Here is a 17781-nt window from a genome sequence, read left to right as displayed (position 1 = left end):
GTCGCCGCCCCCAAGGCCCCCGACACCCCGGGCACCACCACGCTTGACGGACCCGCCGAACCTCACGCCCCCACCGACGCCCCCTCCGGCAGAGCTCCCACCGACCAGCAGCCCCCCTCCGACACCTTGGCAATGGCGACGGCCCCCACCGACCAGCAACCGTCCTCCGCGCCCATGGCCGCCGCAACACAAGCCCCGGACTCTTCGTCCGACGCTCTGGGCACCTCCACGTTCGACGGTCCCGCCAAGCCGCACACTCTTACCGAGGCTCCCGGTATAACCCCTGCCGACCAGCAGCCGGCCCCCGACGCCGTCGCAGCCGCCGACAAACCCTCGACCGCCCCTCCTTCCACCGACACCCAATCGAAGCCGATCACCCCGCCCGACCAGAGGCCGCCGAGCCTGGTGGAGACGCACGGCCCCACCGACCAGCAGACGCCGCCAGAGACCCTTGCAGCCGACCGGCTCTCGGCGGCCTCCTCAGATGCCTCCACCGACACCCCAGCGGCGGCGATCGCCCCCACCGACCGGCCATCCCCCAAGCCCGCAACCGCCCCCGAAGCGGCTGACGCTCCACTCACCGCCGCCCCCTCGAAACCCGCCCCCGAGCAGCCGACCAACGACACTGGCGAGTTCGACACGAATGCGTTCGCCCAGTCGCGCGACGCCACCGAGTCAGGCAAGACTGGACGCGATGACGCCGCCACAGCCGAGGACCCGCCGCAGGAGACAGACGCCCACCCGCCAGCCCGCGAACCCGACAAGCCCGAAATCGAGGGCAACGCACCAACTTCGCCCATCGAGCCCACTTCAACGGGGCTTGCCCGCGTCCCAGAGAAAGACCCGGCGGCACGAGACGCGCCCGTGCCCTTCCAGTTCACAACCGACGGCCAAGACATCCGCGACCACATTGACTCGGGGTACGACATCCCAAGAATCATCGGTGACCAGCCGCGAGTCAATCCTGAAGACCTCCCAGGCGAGGACGCTGTCGCCGAGGAAGATGACAGAAAAGGCAAGACCAAGCGTATCAACGACGTTCTCGCTAGAAACGTCGAAAATATTGCGAAGTCGGCAAAGAAGGCTGCGGATGCAGCTGACAAGATTTTCCCTCGGCCGCCAACGGGCACCCGCTCCGAAGTAAAGCTGCCCCAGCAGAAAACGGACATCCTGACAGCTAAAGAGCCGGGAATTGGGGATGTCGTCAGCGCGACACTCGTATCCAGTATATTTGCTCTCGAGCTAGGGCGCCGTGCCTATGGTTGGCTAAACAAGAAAGAGGGGCGAGAGGTATGACGGCATCGGTATCCGATCAGATGGTGGCTGCACTCCGCGCGTATCTGAGTGGCAACCGCGCGGAGTACGACCGGCTGTTCGATCAGTTCGATATGAAGGCCGAGGGGCTGGCGTGGAGCGCATTGATCGCCGCGGGCTTCTTCGAGGCAGTGGATCGCCGGTGGGCAAATGATCGCGATTCTGCGGACATTGTGGAGTATGTGGCGTCCGTGCGGGCCAAGGATCCGGAACTCAGCGAACAGATCGAGCCGAATGTGGCGGAACAGCTCATCCTGCACGCTCTCGGGAAGAGTGAAGCGCCTGACGTCGATGACAGCGATCGGTACGCGATCCAATTTCTTTTCATGGCCGCTCTCATCGTAGATGAACGTCTGGATGGCGCTGGGCTGGACAAGTTCCTTGCTGCGGTACGTGAACTTGCCGATGATGTTCTGAAGCAGCAATGACGAGAGATCAGGTCAACGGGGGCGTGACTGACGAGCACGTCGCGGTCTTTCGCTCATACCTCGTGGACGAACCCGAGGTGTGGCTGCCATTGCACAAGGAGATGGTGGAATCAGGCTGTTCCGCCGGAAACGACAGGCTGGCCTGGGCCGCGTTCGTGACGTTGGTCCGCGGAAAGTTCGCGCCGATCTATTCGCTTGGCGAGGTGATCCGGTATGTAGCCCATGCACGGTCCGCCCTTGAGGACCAAGCGCATATGGTAAATGCCCGCGTGGCCGAGGGGCTGATTCGTCGGGCGCTTGGTGATGATTCGCTGGATGCTGAGGCGCTCGACATGGTGGACGACGAGACAAGGGCGTGCGCTCAAATCTTGATGATGTTGGCGCTGCTCGCCGATGCCGATTTCGATGATTCGGCGCTGGAGGAGTTTCTGAACTCGGCTCGAGAACTGGCCGCCCAGGGGTCGTGAGGTCAGCTCAGCCTAACTGATTCGGGAGAAGCTGCCGTCGACATCACGGGCAAGGAACCATTCGCCGAGTGGCTGCGTCCTACCAGCACAACGAGCTGAGGCGGGCGATATTCCGGTGCGTCAGGGGCGGCAGAACGTGCACCCCTGACATGGCCGAGATGTCGGCTGGATGCGGGAGGTGATCCCGTGGAGATGGCGAGACTCGATCGCTACGAACTGGCCCATCTGTGTGGCGGGGGCGAGCGGGTGGCAATGGTCGCGTTGGTGGCATTGTGCCGGGATGGTCGTGTGCGGATCACCTCGGATCGGCACCGCGTCCACATGGTGCGGGCGGAGGCTAATGACGCGCTTGAGTCGGCCGTCCTGGATGCGATTCCCGTTGTCGGGCGGGTGCTGGGACGGACCATGCTGCTGGTCAGCGAGTCGGACGCCGTGCAAGAGGTTGTCGGCCGGCTGCGCGAGCGGCGTCTTGTTCCCAGTTCGCGGCTCGGAAGGCTGTGGCAGTGGCGGCGCGTGCGCGCCGGGAAGCGAATCAAAGACGAGGCGGCTCGGGGGAGCGCGGCCGACGAGTTGGGGCGCATAGCGGTTTCCGGCGCGTCGGCGATCGTCGACAACGAGCTGCGGAAGATCTTCGAGACCCACGTCTGGAAGCCCCCGCGGAACGTCAAGCCACTCGACGATGGCAAGTCGCGCGGGGGCCCGACCCGGCTTTTCAGTACGACCCGCCCTCGACTGGCGTCTGAAGTGTGTGGTGAGCCAGAGACGGACGGGCTCGCTCCCGACTGTGTCCTCACAGCTCTTTTCTCGGGCCCAGACGGCGTGGTCTTGGTCGCGCTGATCTGCTGTCGATGGGAGCGCAACTGAGCGGTCGGGGTGCGAGCGAACAGCAGCCGACCGCGCTTGGTCAGGACACCACTGTTAATTTCGAGGCACCCAGCGAGGGCATCCATCGCCTAAGGTCAACCGGTAGGTGCGTGCGCATCAGCATCCGAGAGTGGCTCATCCTCTTTGTCTCGCGTGCTGTGGGGCGTTGGCTGCGTTGCCTGGAATGCTTCGATCTGTTGGCGGTGGAAACGCATCTGGCCGCCGGGGGTGCGAGCGAACGACAGGCGGCCACGGTAGGCCCAGGACAGCACGGTTGAGGTTGTGACACCCAGCATCTGCGTGACTTCGCTGGTCTTCAGCAGTTCGGGCGGCTGCGCGTCGTCGCCCCGCTTTGACACCGCGGTGCCCTTCCTTCACGTAGTGGTCGGGCTCTGGGACTGGTCGAAGACGTGGAGTACGTGCTCGGCGGTCTCCTGCAAGTCGATGAGCGGGTGGCGGTGGTGGACGCCGTCGCTGCCGGTCCAGGAGAACGCCTCGCGACACACCCAGATGTTGAGGGCGGCGGTGGTCACGACGGAGATACCGGTGACATCGCTGCATCGGGTAGCGGTAATTCCGCGGTGGGAGAGGTGCGTTGTCAGGTGCTGGGCGGCAACCGCCGGCGGGATGCGGTGGGGCGGTCGCGGCCAGGTGGAGGGCAGCGGTAGGGAGAACCACACCGCCTTCCCGGAGATCGGTGGAGAGGCCAGGCGTGATCGCGTACGCCGCCAGCCCCACGCGGACGTGAGGGCTTCGACGATGCCGAGCCCCCTGCCGTGCGTGCTGGTCACGTCCTCGGTGTGCACCTGTGGGGTCACCTCTGGGGCGGCATCGAACACGGCGGCGACGAACTCTGGCTGCGGTGCCGTACGGGCCCAGACCCACAGTTCCGGCCCGACGAGCTGGCCAGCGGGGCTTCGGTTGGCGGGGTAGGGGCTGATCGCGTGCCAGAGGGCGTTGGTGGCCAGTTCGCTCACTGCCAGCGCCCCGTCGTCGATGCTGGCTGCGGGGAACCGAAGCGCCTGCATCACCGAGCCCAGCGCCGATCGGGCCTGCGCAGCGCAGCCGGCGTCCGCCGTGAGTCGCCAGGCACACGCACCGCCGTGCGGAAGGTTCAGAGGGTTGCCGCTGGTCGGGTGGACCATCGGCGCAGATGGGAGTTCCAAGGTCACCGTCATCTCGGGTTGGAATGACGGTCCGCAGGCCGACGAAGTCATGCCGACGGCGGGCAATCCTCGCTGTTATTGGCCAATCACCCTGTGTGGCGGCGCTGACATCGATACGCTCGGACCGTCAAACGACGCTTGACGGAGCTCACCCTAGAGCTGACAAGTCATCACTGTCGGCGACTTGACGGATACTCTGCGTCTCTTCGGCGTTACACTCCGCTTACCTGTTGGCGGAGGTGGGGGAGGAAGGTTGCTGTGGCCCCAGTCCAAGGTCCGACCGTCCGGCATCGGCGGCTGGCCAGGGAACTGCGCAAGCGTCGTGAGCAGGCTGCTCTCACCCCCGAGCGGGCTGCGTCCCTCCTCGGGTGGTCGCGTCCGAAACTCGTCGCCATCGAGACCGCAAAGGCGCGGCCCCGAATCCAGGACGTCGAGGTCATGCTCGACCTGTACGGCGGGGACGCACCAAGTCGTCTCGCCTTGGTTCAGCTCGCGCGAGACATCCGCAAGCGAGGCTGGTGGTCCTCTTATGACGACGTGCTTCCTGGCAGCTTCATGGAACTGGAGAACGACGCCGTAGAGATTCGCTCTTGGCAAACCCAGGTCGTCCCTGGCCTTCTGCAGACCGATGATTACGCGCTTACCCTCATCCGGGGTGTCAATCCACATGAGGATGAAGACGCGCACCTTCGTCGACTTGCCGTCCGCGTCACCAGACGGACCCTGCTGAGTCGAATCAACGCGCCCACCCTGCATGCCGTGGTTGACGAGGCTGTGCTGCACCGTGACCTTGGCAGCCGCGAGGTCATGCGTCGGCAACTGCTCGCCTTGATCGAGTCGGCGGAGCGACCCAACGTGCACCTCCGCGTCGTCCCCGCTTCCGCTCCAGCCCACCCCGGTACCGACGGGTCATTCGTCCTGCTCACCTTCGACGGGCCGCTCGACTTGGATGTCGGCTATCTGGAAGGGGCTGTGGGAGTGTCCGCCTACTTGGAGGATGTCGAGCAGGTCAGACGCTGTTCCGATACTTTCGACCGCATTCTCGAGGTGGCCCTCTCAGAACAGGAGTCGCTGGCGCTGATTCGGGATATCGCCAAGGGGTAGATTTTAGTTCATGTCTGGTGGTGAAACCCTCAACATCGCCCTGCGGTGGCGTAAGGCCAGTCGAAGCACGGGAAGCGGCGCGGACTGCGTCGAGGTTGCTCGCGCGTGTCCGGGCATCGCGGTTCGTGACTCCAAGGACCCGTGGGGGCCGGTGCTGATGTTCGGTCGGTCGGAGTTCGTCAGGTTCGCTGAGGCTGTGCGCCGAGGCGCGTTCGACCTGGAGGGGTAGCGTCGGATGCTGGACATGATCACGTGGCGGAAGGCTTCACGTAGTCAGGGTACCGGGGCCGATTGTATTGAGGTTGCTCGCACGCGTTCGGGCGTGGCCTTCCGTGACTCAAAAGACCCTTCGGGGCCGAAATTGGTGTTCAGTCGGCAGGAGTTCGCGGCGTTGGCTGACGCCATACGTCACGGCATGCATGACATGTGACCAAAACGCCTGGACCTTTGCCTCTGGCTGATCCGAGATATCGCCAAGGAGTAAGTTCCAGCCCATGTCTGGTGATGAGATCCCCAACGCCGCCCTGCGGTGGCGCAAGGCCGCCCGGAACACTAGGAGCGGCGACAACTGCGTCGAGGTCGCTGCCATGCCTCCTGGCGTTGCTTTTCGTGACTCGAAGAACCCGTCGGTGCCGACGTTGGTGTTCAGGCGGGATGAGTTCGTCAGGTTCGCTGAGGCTGTGCGCCGAGGTGCGTTCGACCTGGAGGGGTAGCGTCGGATGCTGGACATGATCACGTGGCGGAAGTCCTCGCACAGTCAGGGAGCCGGGGTGGAGTGCGTCGAGGTTGCTTGTGTGCAGCCAGGTATCGTGGTCCGTGCCTCCAAGGACCCGTTGGGCCGATGCTGACGTTTGGCCGCTCGGGGTTCGTGAGGTTCGCCGAAGCGGTCCACCAAGGCGCGTTCGATCTGAAGGGGTAGCTCGGAGAATGCACGACATCTCGTGGCGGAATGCTTCGTGTAGTCAGGGGATCGGGGGCGAACGTGTTGAGGTTGCTCGCGTGCGGCCAGGTGTCGCTGTCCGTGACTCTAAGGATCCGTCGGGTCCGGTGCTGATGTTTGGTCGGGTCGGAGTTCGTGAGATTTGCCAAGGCTATTCGCCAAGGCGCTTTCGGCTGGGCGAATAGCCTTGGAGCTTTTGCATCTCCTCGCACGGCGCAAAACCCTTTATGGGCAAAACCGGGTCGTTAGGTTGGCTGAGCCATCTACCTAGGCGGCTGTGATTCGTAGAGAGGTCTGGTGTTCATGGAAGTGGAGGTGGGAACCTGGCGCAAGTCGCGCCGTAGCGGCAGCGGCAAGGTGTGCGTCGAGGTGGCTGATGTTCAGCCGGCGGGCGTCGTCGCCGTGACAGTAAGGATTCGTTTGGCCCGGTGCTGACTTTCCAGCATCAGGAGTGGGAAGTTTTCTTCGTGGCGATCGAAGTCTGATCTCTTGATCTCGGCCGATAGGATCCGAGGTCGGCATACCCCTGTACCTGCGAGTAACGGAAGGCAGGTCTGAGGCGTGGCCGTCGATCGCCCCTCCGAACGGAACGACTGCGCGGAGGCGGCTGAGAAGAAGCGGGCGGGGGGGAAGCAGCCGTCACTCCCGTTGGACAGGCCGGGGTCGCCCGGTCAACCATCTCGCCTGGAGAGCAAAGCCGCCTCGTCGCTTTCTGAATTCCGAATCGAACAACGTAATCAACACGGCGACAAATCCTCGGGTGGCGGTTCGTCAAGCGAGAAGCGGGACACCGCGCCACGAGCTGAATTCGCCGCTGCGATTTCGGAGGAGTGCGAATCTTCCGTCGGCGATCGGCGTGCCCCGGGCTCTTCGCTGGACGCTCAGAAGGAGGTCCGGAAGGCGGAATCAGTAGATGGTCGAAGACGTGCCAGTCAGCGTGGTATAGAATACGAGAAGTATCTGGCGCGGATACTTGGGGGAGAACACGACTTCAAAGTCGGCCCACGGCAGTTCGACGTTCGCCATACGCCGGAGGGTGCCGACCGAGAAGCTTGGTGTGAGGCCAAGTCCGGCAACTACTGGAGAAGTTGCTCGAAGATCCGAAGATCGCCGCCAAGTTCAAATCCAGCACAGCGCAGCAGGCGCAAATCGCCAGGAAACATGGCAAGGACTTCGAAGTCATCTCGGAGAACCAGATACCCGATTCGATAAGAGCATGGTTGGACAAGAAGGGGATTTCTTACCGAGAGATCCCTTGGGGGCGGTGAGGGAGGTTTCCTGTGGGGCGGACCGTGGACATCGACATGACCTTCGAGTCGGCGATCCATGTCGACAATGTTCTAGGTAGTCTGTTCAAGGCGGGGTGGACGGCCGTCTGGGACGTGCAGACGAGGTACATGGTTGCAGACTTCGAGTGGAAGGCGTCCAGGCCAGATGACCTTTCCTCGGTAAAAGGGGAAATGGAGGAGAATCTCTCCGCGGGAGATGTTGTAGGGATCGCCATATTTTGGCAGGACAGCGGCTATGGTGGAAACTTTCTCATCTATGATGATCGCAAGACTGCGTCATTTCTTCCCGAATTGAACCGGCGGCCGCTTGCCGGGGCGGCGGAGTTTACCGATCTCGGCTGGTACGTCGCACGACTTGTTCCGCCGCTGCGTGAGATCGGCCTCGAGAGCATCGCCACCACCGACAAGCCCTGAGCCGTGTCCGGTAGACCACGGCGGAGCCGCAACAGCGCGGTGACCAGGGCGAACCCGACCACGTTGCGGCGTTGGCAGGGCGGCCGTCCCCGGCCTGCTCGCACATGACGGCGGCGAAGCCGCAGACTCGCAGCACGGCAGCGGACGACCCGGCTGACGTCTCCACCCAACCCAAGAGCTGGATGCCAAGATCCACCGGACGAGCCTTGGTGGACGCGGCTCTGTGGACGGCGGGGCCTGAGTGAAGAAGCGGCAGGGTGACAAACGCGATCAAAATGTCCTGTCGTCTGGAAAGTGCCGTCCGTGTTTTACGGTAACGCGCTGGTGTCCGTCGAGGGCCTCCGTCGGCACATCGAGCGTCGCCAGATCTGCCCGCTTGCACACCTTGTGACGTTTCGCACGCCGCGCTCATCGAACCGCCGTCGTGCGCGGGCTCGGCGGCGATGTGGTCCAGCAGACCGCGCAGTCAACGCCGTCCCGGACGGCACGCATCGCCGGGGCGTACGCCATCGCCGATGGCGACAATAAGCTGATCTTGTTCGGTACGGCGCGGGCCATGGCCGGCATTGGCCGCCCTGCCGATCAGGCAGGCGGGCCGTCACGAGCTGGAGATCGGCAAAGTCCCGGTGCATCGAGGTGTCGCGGGTGCCGCATCGCCCGCCGAGGCGCTGCGGCCCGCAGACGGTTCGACCGCATCACGCCGCCCTGACCGCCTTCCACCGGGCGCGTCCGGGGGGGGAGAACGCGCCGGCCCGGCCCTGAGGCTGAGGTCGGTGAGTGCCCAGACAGGGACGTGCACGGCGCGGAAGGCGTCTCCCGCTCGTGCGTTGGCGAGTGGGGCGGCCGCTGCCATCGGCTTGCTCGACCGGCTCACCGTCCCGCCTTCTTCTCAGTCACCGCGCGGATCGGACGACTGCGCCGCGAGCGCATCATCCGGAACCGGCTGGTTCAGGCAAGGGTGCGGCGGAGGTGGTGGGCGCGTTGGACCAGGGGGAGGGGGAGTTCGGCCTCGGAGGCGGCTTTTTCGATGTGGGTTTCTACTGCGGTCAGCAGGTCGGGGCCCAAACCCAGGTGGACGGCGTAGGCGTCCGCGTCGTGGTCCGTGGCGGTTTTCGAGAGCCGGGGGAGGGCCGTTGCGGCGTAGGCGATGGCGGCCGGGAGCGCCGCGAGCAGGGTGACGGCCGTGGCGGCGGCGGCCAGCAGGAAGACCATGAGAAAGCCGATCGGGCGCTGCCAGGCGACGGCGCGTTTCCACATCGGCGTGACCGGCGACCACAGGGTTCGCAGCACCCACCGCAGGAATCGGCTCGGCACCGTGAGGTGGGTGGTGACGAACGCGGACAGCGACTGCAGGCCGCGTTGGTGGCCTAGTTCGTGAGCGAGGATCGCCTCCAGATGCGGGGCGGGCAGCGACGTGGCGTGGCTGGTGACCGCCACGATCCCCCGGACCGGCGTGCAGGCGTTGAGGCCGTCCGCATCGGTGACCATGAGCCGGTACTGCCCGTCGGGGAGTCCTGCGCGGTGCAGCAGGTTGCGCCACGGCCGCCGGAGGCCCGACCGCTCGGACGCGGAAGGTTCGCGACAGCCGTGCGTCCGGGCGGTCCATGACCGGGCCGCCGGAAGGAACGTCAGCAGCACGAGCCCGCACCAGGCGGCGAACGGCACCACCGCGCCCCACGGCGGACGGGCCAGGTACGCCGCATAGGCGAGCGGCCCCACGATCGCGGCCTCCCCGGCGAGGACCGCAACGGTGGTGGCCAAACTCACCGTGGTCGTCCACACACCCGGACGGTGTGCGCCCTCCGCGACGGGCGCCGCCGGCCGGGGGCGCGCGCTGAGCCCCTTCGCCGGCAGGTTCCCACGCGCCGGGGCGTTCCCGGGCCCCCGGGACCGCGTCAGCGCCTTACGGGAGGGACGGCGGGTGGCCGGGGGCGCGACGTGCTCGGTCATGACGGCGGCCTTGCCGGTCCACGGGCGTGACTTGTCCGTCCAGCTCTGGCCGTCCCAGAACCTTTCGCGCCCCATCCATTGCGGATCCGGGTACCAGCCGGGTGGTGCGCTCACCGAGCCCTGCCTCCCCACAACAGGGATTGATCAGCAGACAGTAGGCTGACGCACCGCCCGATGCAGCGTCAACGCCCTTGTGGAACTCAGCGGACCTCGATGAAGGCATCGGGGGAGCGGGGCGGCCGTTCGCGCGGCGGGGCGGCGGCGTGGCCGACGCCCACGGCGCCCATCGGGTCCCAGTCGGCGGGCAGGTCCAGGGTCTTGCGGACGACGTCGCGGCAGAACATCGTGCTGGACACCCAGCAGGAGCCCAGCCCCTCCACGGCCAGGGCGACGAGGAGGTTCTGCACCCCGGCGCCGGTGGCGACGACGAACATCTCGCGTTCGGCCTGGGAGCGGCGCTCGTCGGGGTAGTCGTGCGAGCCGTCCATCACCAGGCACGGCACCACCAGGTAGGGGGCGCGGCGCAGCACGTCGCCCCGGCGCAGCCGCTTGGCGATCGACTCGTCGGAGAAGCCGTCGCGGCGCAGGTCCGCCTCCCACGCGTCGCGCATGGCGTCCAGCAGGCGCACCCGCGACTCGGGCGACTCCAGCAGGACGAACCGCCACGGCGTGGTGTGGTGCGGCGCGGGCGCGGTGATCGCCGCGGCGACCGCGCGGCGCACGGCGGCCGGGTCCACGGGGTCGGAGGTGAACTCGCGGACGGTGCGCCGGGCGTGGAGGACCTCGGCGGAGCCGTACCGGAACATGTCCTCCGAGGCGGGACGCACCAGCGCGCGGGCGCCCGGGCCGTCGTCGTCGGTGACCAGGCCGCCCAGGCCCCGGACGACCGCGATCGGCACGCCGTCGAGCTTGCCCTTGACCAGTTCGGCCGCGGACGCCAGCTCGTCGGCCACGGCGGTGATCGTCGCGTCCAGGCGGTTGCCGTACGCGTCGTCGCGGCCGCGCAGGTCGTGCAGCGGCGCCAGGCCGGCCGCGCCGATCGCCACGTCGGTCAGGCCGTTGCGCCACGGGCGCCCGAACGTGTCGGACACGATGACGGCCACGTTCAGCCCCGTGCGTTCCCGGATTCCGGCGCGGATGCGGCGGGCGGAGGCGTCCGGGTCCTCCGGGAGCAGCAGCACCGTGCCGGGGGCGGTGTTGGACGCGTCCACCCCGGCGGCGGCGAGCACCAGCCCCTGGCGGGTCTCGACGATGCGGGTCTCGCCGCGCGCGTGGCGGCGCCGGGCGACCACGCGGACGGTCTCGGCGTCGATCGCCTTCTCCCGGTCGGCGGCGACCAGCACCCGCCCCTCGGCCTTGCTGACGATCTTGGACGTGACCACGACGACGTCGCCGTCGGCGAGGGCGTCCGCAGGCACCAGGGCCGCGATGTCGGTGCCCTCGGTGACCTCCGGCAGGCCCGGGATGCCGAAAACCTCTACCTTCATGCGGCGTCCTTCGTCAGTTCGCGGGCCAGGTCGAGGGCGGCGCCGGCGATGTCGGCGGCGGCGCTTTCGTCGGTCATCAGCAGCGGCCGGGACCGCACGGCGATGCCGGGCACCTGCACGCCGGCGTCGGTTTCGTCAACCAGCCAGCCGTTCAGCAGGTCAGGGCCGTAGTGGGCGGCCACGGCGGCCGCCGAGGTCTGCACGCCGATCGCGGTCAGGCAGGCGTCGGCCATGCCCCGCACCGGCGCCCCGCCGATGATCGGCGACACGCCGACGACGGTGCGGGCCGCCACCGCGTCGCGGATGCCGGGGACCGACAGGATCGTCCCGATGCTCACCACCGGGTTGGACGGCGGGAAGAGCACCACGTCGGCCTCTTGGATCGCGTCCAGAACGCCGGGGGCGGGCTTGGCGTCGTCCGCGCCCACCGCCGCGATCGACCGGGCCGGGACGGACGCCCGCAGCCGCACCCACCACTCCTGGAAGTGGATCGCGCGCCGCCCCTTGTCGTCCTCGATGACGACGTGGGTCTCGACCTGGTCGTCGGTCATCGGGATCAGCCGCACGCCCGGCTTCCACCGGTCGCACAGGGCCTCGGTGACCGCCGACAGCGGGTAGCCCGCGGCGAGCATCTGGGTGCGCACGATGTGGGTGGCGAAGTCGCGGTCGCCCAGGCCGAACCAGCTCGGCCCCACCCCGTAGGCGGCCAGCTCCTCCTTGACGGTGAAGGTCTCGTCGGCGCGGCCCCAGCCCTGCTCCTCGTTGATGCCGCCGCCGAGGGTGTACATCACCGTGTCCAGGTCGGGACAGACCCGTAGCCCGAACAGCGATATGTCGTCACCGGTGTTGCCGATGACGGTGATCTCCGCGTCCGGGGCCGCCAGCCGCAGCCCGCGCAGGAAGCGGGCCCCGCCGATGCCGCCCGCCAGCGCCACGATCTTCATGCGCCCAGCCTAGGCGGCTCCGGAGGCGGCCCGGCTCGCAGGGCGGGGCGGTTTCGGGATGAGACGGCGGGGCACGCGATGTGCAAAGCTTTGCGGAACAACCCATTGCGTACGTCTGGAGAGGTCGTGGTGAACACCGAAGCCGTCCGACGTCTGCGTGAACCGGCCGCCTGGATTTTGGTCGCCGCCGCCGGACTGCAATTGCTCGCGGGCATCATCATGTTGTTCATCGGCGGGGGTGACGGCTTCAAGTACCGGGCGTACGCCGAGGCCGCCGACGGCTTCTTCACCCACGTGACGGTGGTGGCGCTGGCCGTCCTGGCGGTGGCGCTGGCGACCTGGGGCCCGGCGCCCTCCCCGCAGGCCCGCACGATCACCATGGGCGCGCTGGGCGTGCTCGGCGGCGTCGCCCTCTTCGGCGTCATCGCCCTGCTGGGCTCGCTGTTCGTGGATTCCAACTATGCGGGCGCGGGCTCCAAGCTGGCCGTCTTCCTGTACTGCGCGGCCAAGCTCGCGGTGGTCGGCGCGGGCGGCTGGTTCGTCGTGACGGTGTTCCAGGGCATGCAGCCCGTCCGTCCCCGTGGGGTGGCGCAGGTGCCCCCGGGGTACCCCGACTTCGGCTACCAGCAGGGGCAGCAGGTCCCGCCCGGACAGCCGGGGCAGCCCGGTCAGCCGCAGCCGTTCGCCCAGCCGTACCAGCAGCAGCCCTACCAGCAGCCGCAGCCGGGCTACCCGCAGCAGTACGGGCAGCCCCAGGGCTACCAGCAGCAGGCGCCGGGGCAGCCCGGTGCGCCCGGCCAGCCCCAGCCGGGCCAGGCCCAGCCCGGCCAGGCGCAATTCGGGCAGGGGCAGTTCGGGCAGGGGCAGTTCGGGCAGGGCCAGCCCGGGCAGCAGCAGTACGGCCAGGGCGGCGGCGCCCGGCAGGAGTCCGACAGCGACGAAGTCGGCGACTGGACGCGCGCGTACGGCGGCGGTTCGGGCCAGGAGGGCCAGTCGCCGGCTCAGCCCGGCTATGGTTCGCAACAGGGGGCCAAGCAGGGTTCGCAGCCGGGCGAGCAACGGTCCGATGAGGGCGGCGACTGGTACCGCGACAACCGCCCCTCACAGTGACCTACGGCGCGTTTATCTGATCTCCGTGCCAAAGCCGATCGCGGCGATACCCAAAAAACCCTTGTTGTCCCCTCGGAAACTGGTTCCGCTTGACGGACCGGGCACTACACGCGTGTAATTTCGTCGGTGTAGTTCTATGCCTTCTCGGGGGATGGAGCTCGAGGGAAGGCAGTGACCAGGGGGGCTCCACGGGCTAGGAGGTGCGCTGTGAGCGAGGTGGTCATCCCGCTGGCGCACGGCACAGAGGGCGAAGAGTTGGGCTGGCAGGAGCGCGCACTGTGCGCGCAGACGGACCCGGAGGCATTTTTTCCGGAGAAGGGCGGCTCCACTCGCGAAGCCAAGAAGGTGTGCCGCGCATGCGAGGTCCGGGCCGAGTGCCTGGAGTACGCGCTGCAGCATGACGAACGTTTCGGTATTTGGGGGGGACTGTCGGAACGGGAGCGTCGCAAGCTGAAGCGACAGGCCGTCTGACGAACGACCCTCCCCGGAGCCCCGGAGCCGGGGACGGCCGAAGGCGGCGCCGCGCAATTCGCGGCGCCCCCGATCCGGGGAGATCTGGGACGCGTCCGCTACGGCGCGCGTACAGTTGTCAGCCGTGTCGGCCCCCGGCCGGCACGGCTGCTGACTGTCGACCCACAGATCGAGCGGACCCTTGTCGCCCACTGTCGATCGCCACATCGTCACGGCGGTCCTCGTCGCCCACGACGGCGCGCGCTGGCTCCCCGAGACGCTGAAGGCGCTGCTGACACAGACGCGGCCGGTGCAACGCCTCGTCGCCGTGGACGCCGGGAGCCGCGACCGCGGCCCGGCCGTGCTGGCCGAGGTCGCCGGCACCGGCAACGTGCTGACCCTGCCCCGCGACACCGGCTACGGCCAGGCCGTCGCCGAGGCCCTGCGGCACCCCGCCGCGTCCCTGCCCGTCCCCGACGACCGGCCCGGCGAGCCCCGCACCGAATGGGTGTGGCTGCTGCACGACGACTCCGCCCCCGCGCCGGACGCGCTCGCGCTGCTGCTGCGCGTCGCCGACACCGACCCCCGCGCCGCGGTGCTCGGCGTCAAGGCCCGCGACTGGTACGACCGCCGCATGCTGCTGGAGCTCGGCGTGTCCATGGACGGCGCGGGCCGCCGGGAGACCGGCCTGGACCGCCGCGAACTGGACCAGGGGCAGCGCGACGGCGTCCGCGACGTGCTGGCCGTCGGCAGCGCCGGGATGCTGGTGCGCCGCGACGTGTGGGACCGGGTCGGCGGCTTCGACACCGACTTCGGGCTGTTCCGCGACGACATCGACTTCTGCTGGCGCGCGCACGCCGCCGGGCACCGCGTCCTCGTCGTCAGCGACGCCGTCGTCTACCACGCGCAGGCGTCCCGCAGGGGGTTGCGCGAGATCGGCATGTTCGCCGAGTCCCGGCGCCGCCGCGACCGGCGCAACGCCCTCTACACCCTGCTGGCGAACGTGCCCCTGGGGGCGGCGGCGCGCCTTCTCGTGCGCAACCTCCTCCTCGCCCTGCTGCGGGCGCTGTACTTGACGCTCCTCAAACGGCCGCAGGACGCACGCGACGAATTGGCGGCGCTGGCTGACGTGCTGCGCGCGCCGCGGCGGCTCCGCAGGGCGCGCAAGGTGCGGGCCAAGGGGCGCAGGCGCGTCTACCGCAGCGTCCGACGCCTCATGCCCCGCCGTGTCGCGCTCCGCCGCTTCTCCGAGTACGTCCTCAACCGCCTGTCCGGGCGCGACGACGAGGATGAGGCACCGGCCCCCGAGGGCCCTGGGCGCGTGCGGCGCGTGCTGACCCGCCCCGGCGTCATGCTCGTGCTCGCCCTCACCGCCGTGTCCCTGGCTGCGGAACGGTCCCTGCTCACCGCGGGCGGACGTCTCGGCGGGGGCGCGCTTGTGCCCGCCTCCGGGGGAGCCGGCGACCTGTGGGCGCAGTACGTCTCCGGCTGGCATCCCGTGGGGCTGGGCTCCGACGCCGGCAGCCCCCCATACGTGGCGGTGCTGGCGGCGTTGTCCACGGTGCTGTTCGGCAAACCCTGGCTGGCGATGGCCCTGCTCCTTCTGGCGAGCGTGCCGCTGGCGGGGCTGACGGCCTACCACGCCTCGCGCACCCTGATGACGCAGCTGCCGCGCATAGGCCGCAGGGCGCGCGGACGGCGCGTGCCCGGCGCCGCGGTGCGCGTGTGGTTCGCCGCCTCCTACGCGCTGCTGCCGTCGGCCACCGGGGCGGTGTCCGGCGGACGGTTCGGCACGTCCGTCGTCATCGTGCTGCTGCCCCTCATCGCCGTCCAGGCCGTGCGCCTCTACGGCCTGCCGGGCGGAAGGACCGACGCGCGCCGCGCCGACCGCGCCGCCTGGGCGGTGGCGTTCCTGCTGACGGTCGCGATGGCGTTCGTTCCGCTGACGTGGCTGCTGGCTTTGGCCGCCGGGGCGCTGTCCTGGGTGCTGCTCGGCGGCCCCCGCGTACGCACCCGCCTGGCCATCGCCCTGGGCGTGCCGCCGCTGCTGCTCCTGCCGTGGACGGTCGGCCTCCTGCTGCACCCGTCGCGGTTCCTGCTGGAGGCGGGCCTGCACGGCGCGGCACGGCCCCTGCCGACCGCCCACGACCTGCTGACGCTGAACCCCGGCGGCCCGGGCGCCCCGGCCCGTTGGACCATGTACGGCCTCGTGGCGGTCGCGCTGTGCGCCCTTCTGCTGCGGGGGCGCCGCACCGTGGTCGCGGCGGGCTGGGCGGTGGGCATCTTCGGGCTGCTCACCGCGATCCTCGTCAGCGCCGTCACCGTCACCAAAGGGGCCGACCGGGCGCCCGCCTGGCCCGGGGTGGCGCTGACCTTCGCAGCCGCCGGAATCCTGCTCGCGGCGACGGTCGCCGTGCGGCGTGCCGCGGAGGTTTTCGGCGGCCACCTCGTCGCCACCGCCGTCGGCGGCCTCATCGGGGTCGCCGCCGTGGCGACACCCCTTCTCGCCGCAGGGCACTGGGTTGTGCGCGGCGCCGATGGGCCTGTGGGCCGCGTCCCCCGCACGGTTCCGCTGTTCGTCGACGCCCCGACGGGCCCGCGCACTCTGGTGCTGCACCGTGAACGCGACGGACGCGTCTCCTACACCGTTCTGCGCGGCACCGAGCCGAGCCTGGGCGAGAACGAGACGCCCGGCCCCGACCACGTCAAGGACGTGGTGTCCGCGCTCGCCGCGGGCCGCGTGGGGGACGGCTCCAGGCTGACCCGCATGGGCATCCAGTACGTCTTGGTGCCGCGGCCCGCCCGCGACGCCCTCACGCCCGTCCTGGACGCCAACCCCGAGCTCACCCGCCTCAACCGCACCGCCGCCTACGGCGTCTGGCGTCTGCAGCCATCGGCAGGCCGCCTCATGCTCCTGGACGGCCGGAACATCACCCCGCTGCCCTCCGGCCGCATCAACGCCCACGTCCGCATCCCCCCGGGCAGCGGCCCCCGAATCCTGCTTTTGGCCGAACCCGCCGACGGCGGCTGGTGCGCCACCCTCGACGGACGCGACCTCAAAGGCGAGACCGTGGACGGCTGGGCGCAGGCCTACGACATCCCCGCCTCCGGCGGTACGTTCGACCTCTCCCGCAGCATGACCCTGCGCCACACCTGGGTCGCCCTCCAGGCCGTGGCCGTCCTGGTGGTGGCCGCCCTCGCCCTCCCCGGCACCCCCGAGGCCCCCGCCCCCGTGTACCGCCGCCGCCCCCGCCGTCCCGTCACCACGGATCCCGCCGCCGTCCCCGCAGAGGACGGCCGCGCAGAGGGCGGCCGCGCGGCCACCGCGGACGGCGAGACCACCAACGAGTCCAACCCCCTCGCCCCCGAGGGACCGGCCTCCCATCAGACACCCCCGTACGGGCTCCCCACGCCCGCAAGCTCCCCCGGACACCACGCTGAGACCACATCACCCAACCCCGCCAGCCGCGCTGAGACGGCCGCACCCGACGAGCACCCGGCACGCGACGATGAGCCCCGCACGGACACGGCCGCCACGCAGGCCCTCCCCCCACACCACGCGACCGCCCCAGCCGACCCGGCCTCCCCGCAGGTCACAGGCCCGCGCGGCGAGGTGAACGCGGGGCGCGGCGGGGTCTTCGCACGCGCCGCCAGGGCCGCTTCGTTCGCCGAGCGCTTCCCTCTCCGCAGGGGCTTTGCCCGGCGGGCTGGGGGTGCCTCGGCTGGGGAGGCGGGTGCGGGTGAGCGGAATGTGGATGTTGCGGAGGAACGGCGTTGAGCGCGGCTGATTGGGTGACTGCGGGGCGTGGCGGGGTGTTCGCTCGTGCTGCCGGGGCCGTTTCGTTTGCGGAGCG

Annotated in this window: 19 protein-coding genes and 2 pseudogenes; 15 read left to right on the top strand and 6 right to left on the bottom strand. The window is 69.1% G+C overall.

Features of this window, described 5'->3' with window-relative positions:
• The first annotated feature begins 132 nt into the window (after window positions 1–132).
• The 4 genes from QSK22_RS02945 (at window position 133) to QSK22_RS02930 (ending at window position 3073) form a co-directional block, all read left to right on the top strand.
• The gene (locus QSK22_RS02945) at window positions 133–1296 is read left to right on the top strand and encodes a hypothetical protein (RefSeq protein WP_285492332.1); all 1164 of its coding nucleotides are present in this window, start codon (window positions 133–135) and stop codon (window positions 1294–1296) included.
• Window positions 1293–1742: a hypothetical protein gene (locus QSK22_RS02940; RefSeq protein ID WP_285492331.1), complete on the top strand. Its 450-nt coding sequence runs from the start codon at window positions 1293–1295 to the stop codon at window positions 1740–1742. Before QSK22_RS02945 ends, QSK22_RS02940 begins: the two co-directional genes overlap by 4 nt.
• A gap of 62 nt (window positions 1743–1804) precedes the next feature.
• Window positions 1805–2209, top strand: coding sequence for a hypothetical protein (locus QSK22_RS02935; protein WP_285492330.1), 405 nt, complete (start codon window positions 1805–1807; stop codon window positions 2207–2209).
• A 186-nt stretch (window positions 2210–2395) separates the two neighbouring features.
• The gene (locus tag QSK22_RS02930; RefSeq protein WP_285492329.1) at window positions 2396–3073 is read left to right on the top strand and encodes a TIGR04222 domain-containing membrane protein; all 678 of its coding nucleotides are present in this window, start codon (window positions 2396–2398) and stop codon (window positions 3071–3073) included.
• Between the two features lie 95 nt (window positions 3074–3168).
• On the opposite strand, the gene QSK22_RS02925 is transcribed toward QSK22_RS02930, so the two are convergent.
• Together QSK22_RS02925 and QSK22_RS02920 are read right to left on the bottom strand one after the other, a co-directional pair.
• Window positions 3169–3432, bottom strand: a complete 264-nt coding sequence (locus QSK22_RS02925) for a helix-turn-helix domain-containing protein (RefSeq protein ID WP_285492328.1) — start codon at window positions 3430–3432, stop codon at window positions 3169–3171.
• Window positions 3433–3447: 15 nt separating this feature from the next.
• Complete coding sequence (locus QSK22_RS02920) at window positions 3448–4218, bottom strand: ATP-binding protein (protein ID WP_285492327.1); 771 nt, start codon at window positions 4216–4218, stop codon at window positions 3448–3450.
• A gap of 279 nt (window positions 4219–4497) precedes the next feature.
• Here QSK22_RS02920 and QSK22_RS02915 point away from each other — a divergent pair, with 279 nt between their 5' ends.
• From QSK22_RS02915 to QSK22_RS02885, 8 genes and pseudogenes are all read left to right on the top strand, one after another.
• A complete protein-coding gene (locus QSK22_RS02915) occupies window positions 4498–5343 on the top strand; it encodes a helix-turn-helix domain-containing protein (RefSeq protein ID WP_285492326.1) in 846 nt (281 codons plus the stop codon).
• 10 nt (window positions 5344–5353) lie between these two features.
• Complete coding sequence (locus tag QSK22_RS02910; RefSeq protein ID WP_285492325.1) at window positions 5354–5572, top strand: DUF397 domain-containing protein; 219 nt, start codon at window positions 5354–5356, stop codon at window positions 5570–5572.
• 6 nt (window positions 5573–5578) lie between these two features.
• Window positions 5579–5773, top strand: coding sequence for a DUF397 domain-containing protein (locus QSK22_RS02905; RefSeq protein WP_285492324.1), 195 nt, complete (start codon window positions 5579–5581; stop codon window positions 5771–5773).
• Window positions 5774–5837: 64 nt separating this feature from the next.
• Window positions 5838–6056: a DUF397 domain-containing protein gene (locus QSK22_RS02900; protein ID WP_285492323.1), complete on the top strand. Its 219-nt coding sequence runs from the start codon at window positions 5838–5840 to the stop codon at window positions 6054–6056.
• A 6-nt stretch (window positions 6057–6062) separates the two neighbouring features.
• Entirely contained in the window at window positions 6063–6191 is a 129-nt protein-coding gene (locus QSK22_RS02895) for a DUF397 domain-containing protein (RefSeq protein WP_352231399.1), read from the top strand.
• A 79-nt stretch (window positions 6192–6270) separates the two neighbouring features.
• Window positions 6271–6468: a DUF397 domain-containing protein gene (locus QSK22_RS02890; protein WP_285492321.1), complete on the top strand. Its 198-nt coding sequence runs from the start codon at window positions 6271–6273 to the stop codon at window positions 6466–6468.
• A gap of 118 nt (window positions 6469–6586) precedes the next feature.
• Window positions 6587–6768, top strand: a pseudogene (locus tag QSK22_RS33655) (DUF397 domain-containing protein).
• 807 nt (window positions 6769–7575) lie between these two features.
• Entirely contained in the window at window positions 7576–7986 is a 411-nt protein-coding gene (locus QSK22_RS02885) for a hypothetical protein (protein WP_285492320.1), read from the top strand.
• A 948-nt stretch (window positions 7987–8934) separates the two neighbouring features.
• Here the strand turns inward: QSK22_RS02885 and QSK22_RS02880 are convergent.
• The 4 genes and pseudogenes from QSK22_RS02880 to cofD all read right to left on the bottom strand — a co-directional run bounded on the left by QSK22_RS02880 (window position 8935) and on the right by cofD (window position 12367).
• Window positions 8935–9753, bottom strand: coding sequence for a M48 family metalloprotease (locus QSK22_RS02880; RefSeq protein ID WP_285492319.1), 819 nt, complete (start codon window positions 9751–9753; stop codon window positions 8935–8937).
• 210 nt (window positions 9754–9963) lie between these two features.
• A pseudogene (locus tag QSK22_RS33650) lies at window positions 9964–10050 on the bottom strand (DUF2510 domain-containing protein); the annotation flags it as partial.
• 86 nt (window positions 10051–10136) lie between these two features.
• Window positions 10137–11423: a coenzyme F420-0:L-glutamate ligase gene (locus QSK22_RS02875; protein ID WP_285492318.1), complete on the bottom strand. Its 1287-nt coding sequence runs from the start codon at window positions 11421–11423 to the stop codon at window positions 10137–10139.
• A complete protein-coding gene (gene cofD, locus QSK22_RS02870; RefSeq protein WP_285492317.1) occupies window positions 11420–12367 on the bottom strand; it encodes a 2-phospho-L-lactate transferase in 948 nt (315 codons plus the stop codon). Before cofD ends, QSK22_RS02875 begins: the two co-directional genes overlap by 4 nt.
• Before the next feature lie 126 nt (window positions 12368–12493).
• Here cofD and QSK22_RS02865 point away from each other — a divergent pair, with 126 nt between their 5' ends.
• The 3 genes from QSK22_RS02865 to QSK22_RS02855 all read left to right on the top strand — a co-directional run bounded on the left by QSK22_RS02865 (window position 12494) and on the right by QSK22_RS02855 (window position 17705).
• Entirely contained in the window at window positions 12494–13477 is a 984-nt protein-coding gene (locus QSK22_RS02865; protein WP_285492316.1) for a hypothetical protein, read from the top strand.
• 207 nt (window positions 13478–13684) lie between these two features.
• Complete coding sequence (locus tag QSK22_RS02860) at window positions 13685–13948, top strand: WhiB family transcriptional regulator (protein ID WP_067907771.1); 264 nt, start codon at window positions 13685–13687, stop codon at window positions 13946–13948.
• A gap of 181 nt (window positions 13949–14129) precedes the next feature.
• On the top strand, window positions 14130–17705 hold the full coding sequence (locus QSK22_RS02855; RefSeq protein WP_285492315.1) for a glycosyltransferase: 3576 nt from the start codon (window positions 14130–14132) through the stop codon (window positions 17703–17705).
• Window positions 17706–17781 lie beyond the last annotated feature (76 nt).

Source organism: Actinomadura sp. NBRC 104425 (assembly GCF_030269545.1).
Taxonomy (GTDB): Bacteria; Actinomycetota; Actinomycetes; order Streptosporangiales; family Streptosporangiaceae; genus Spirillospora; species Spirillospora keratinilytica.
This window is presented reverse-complemented; position numbering and strand designations above follow the sequence as displayed.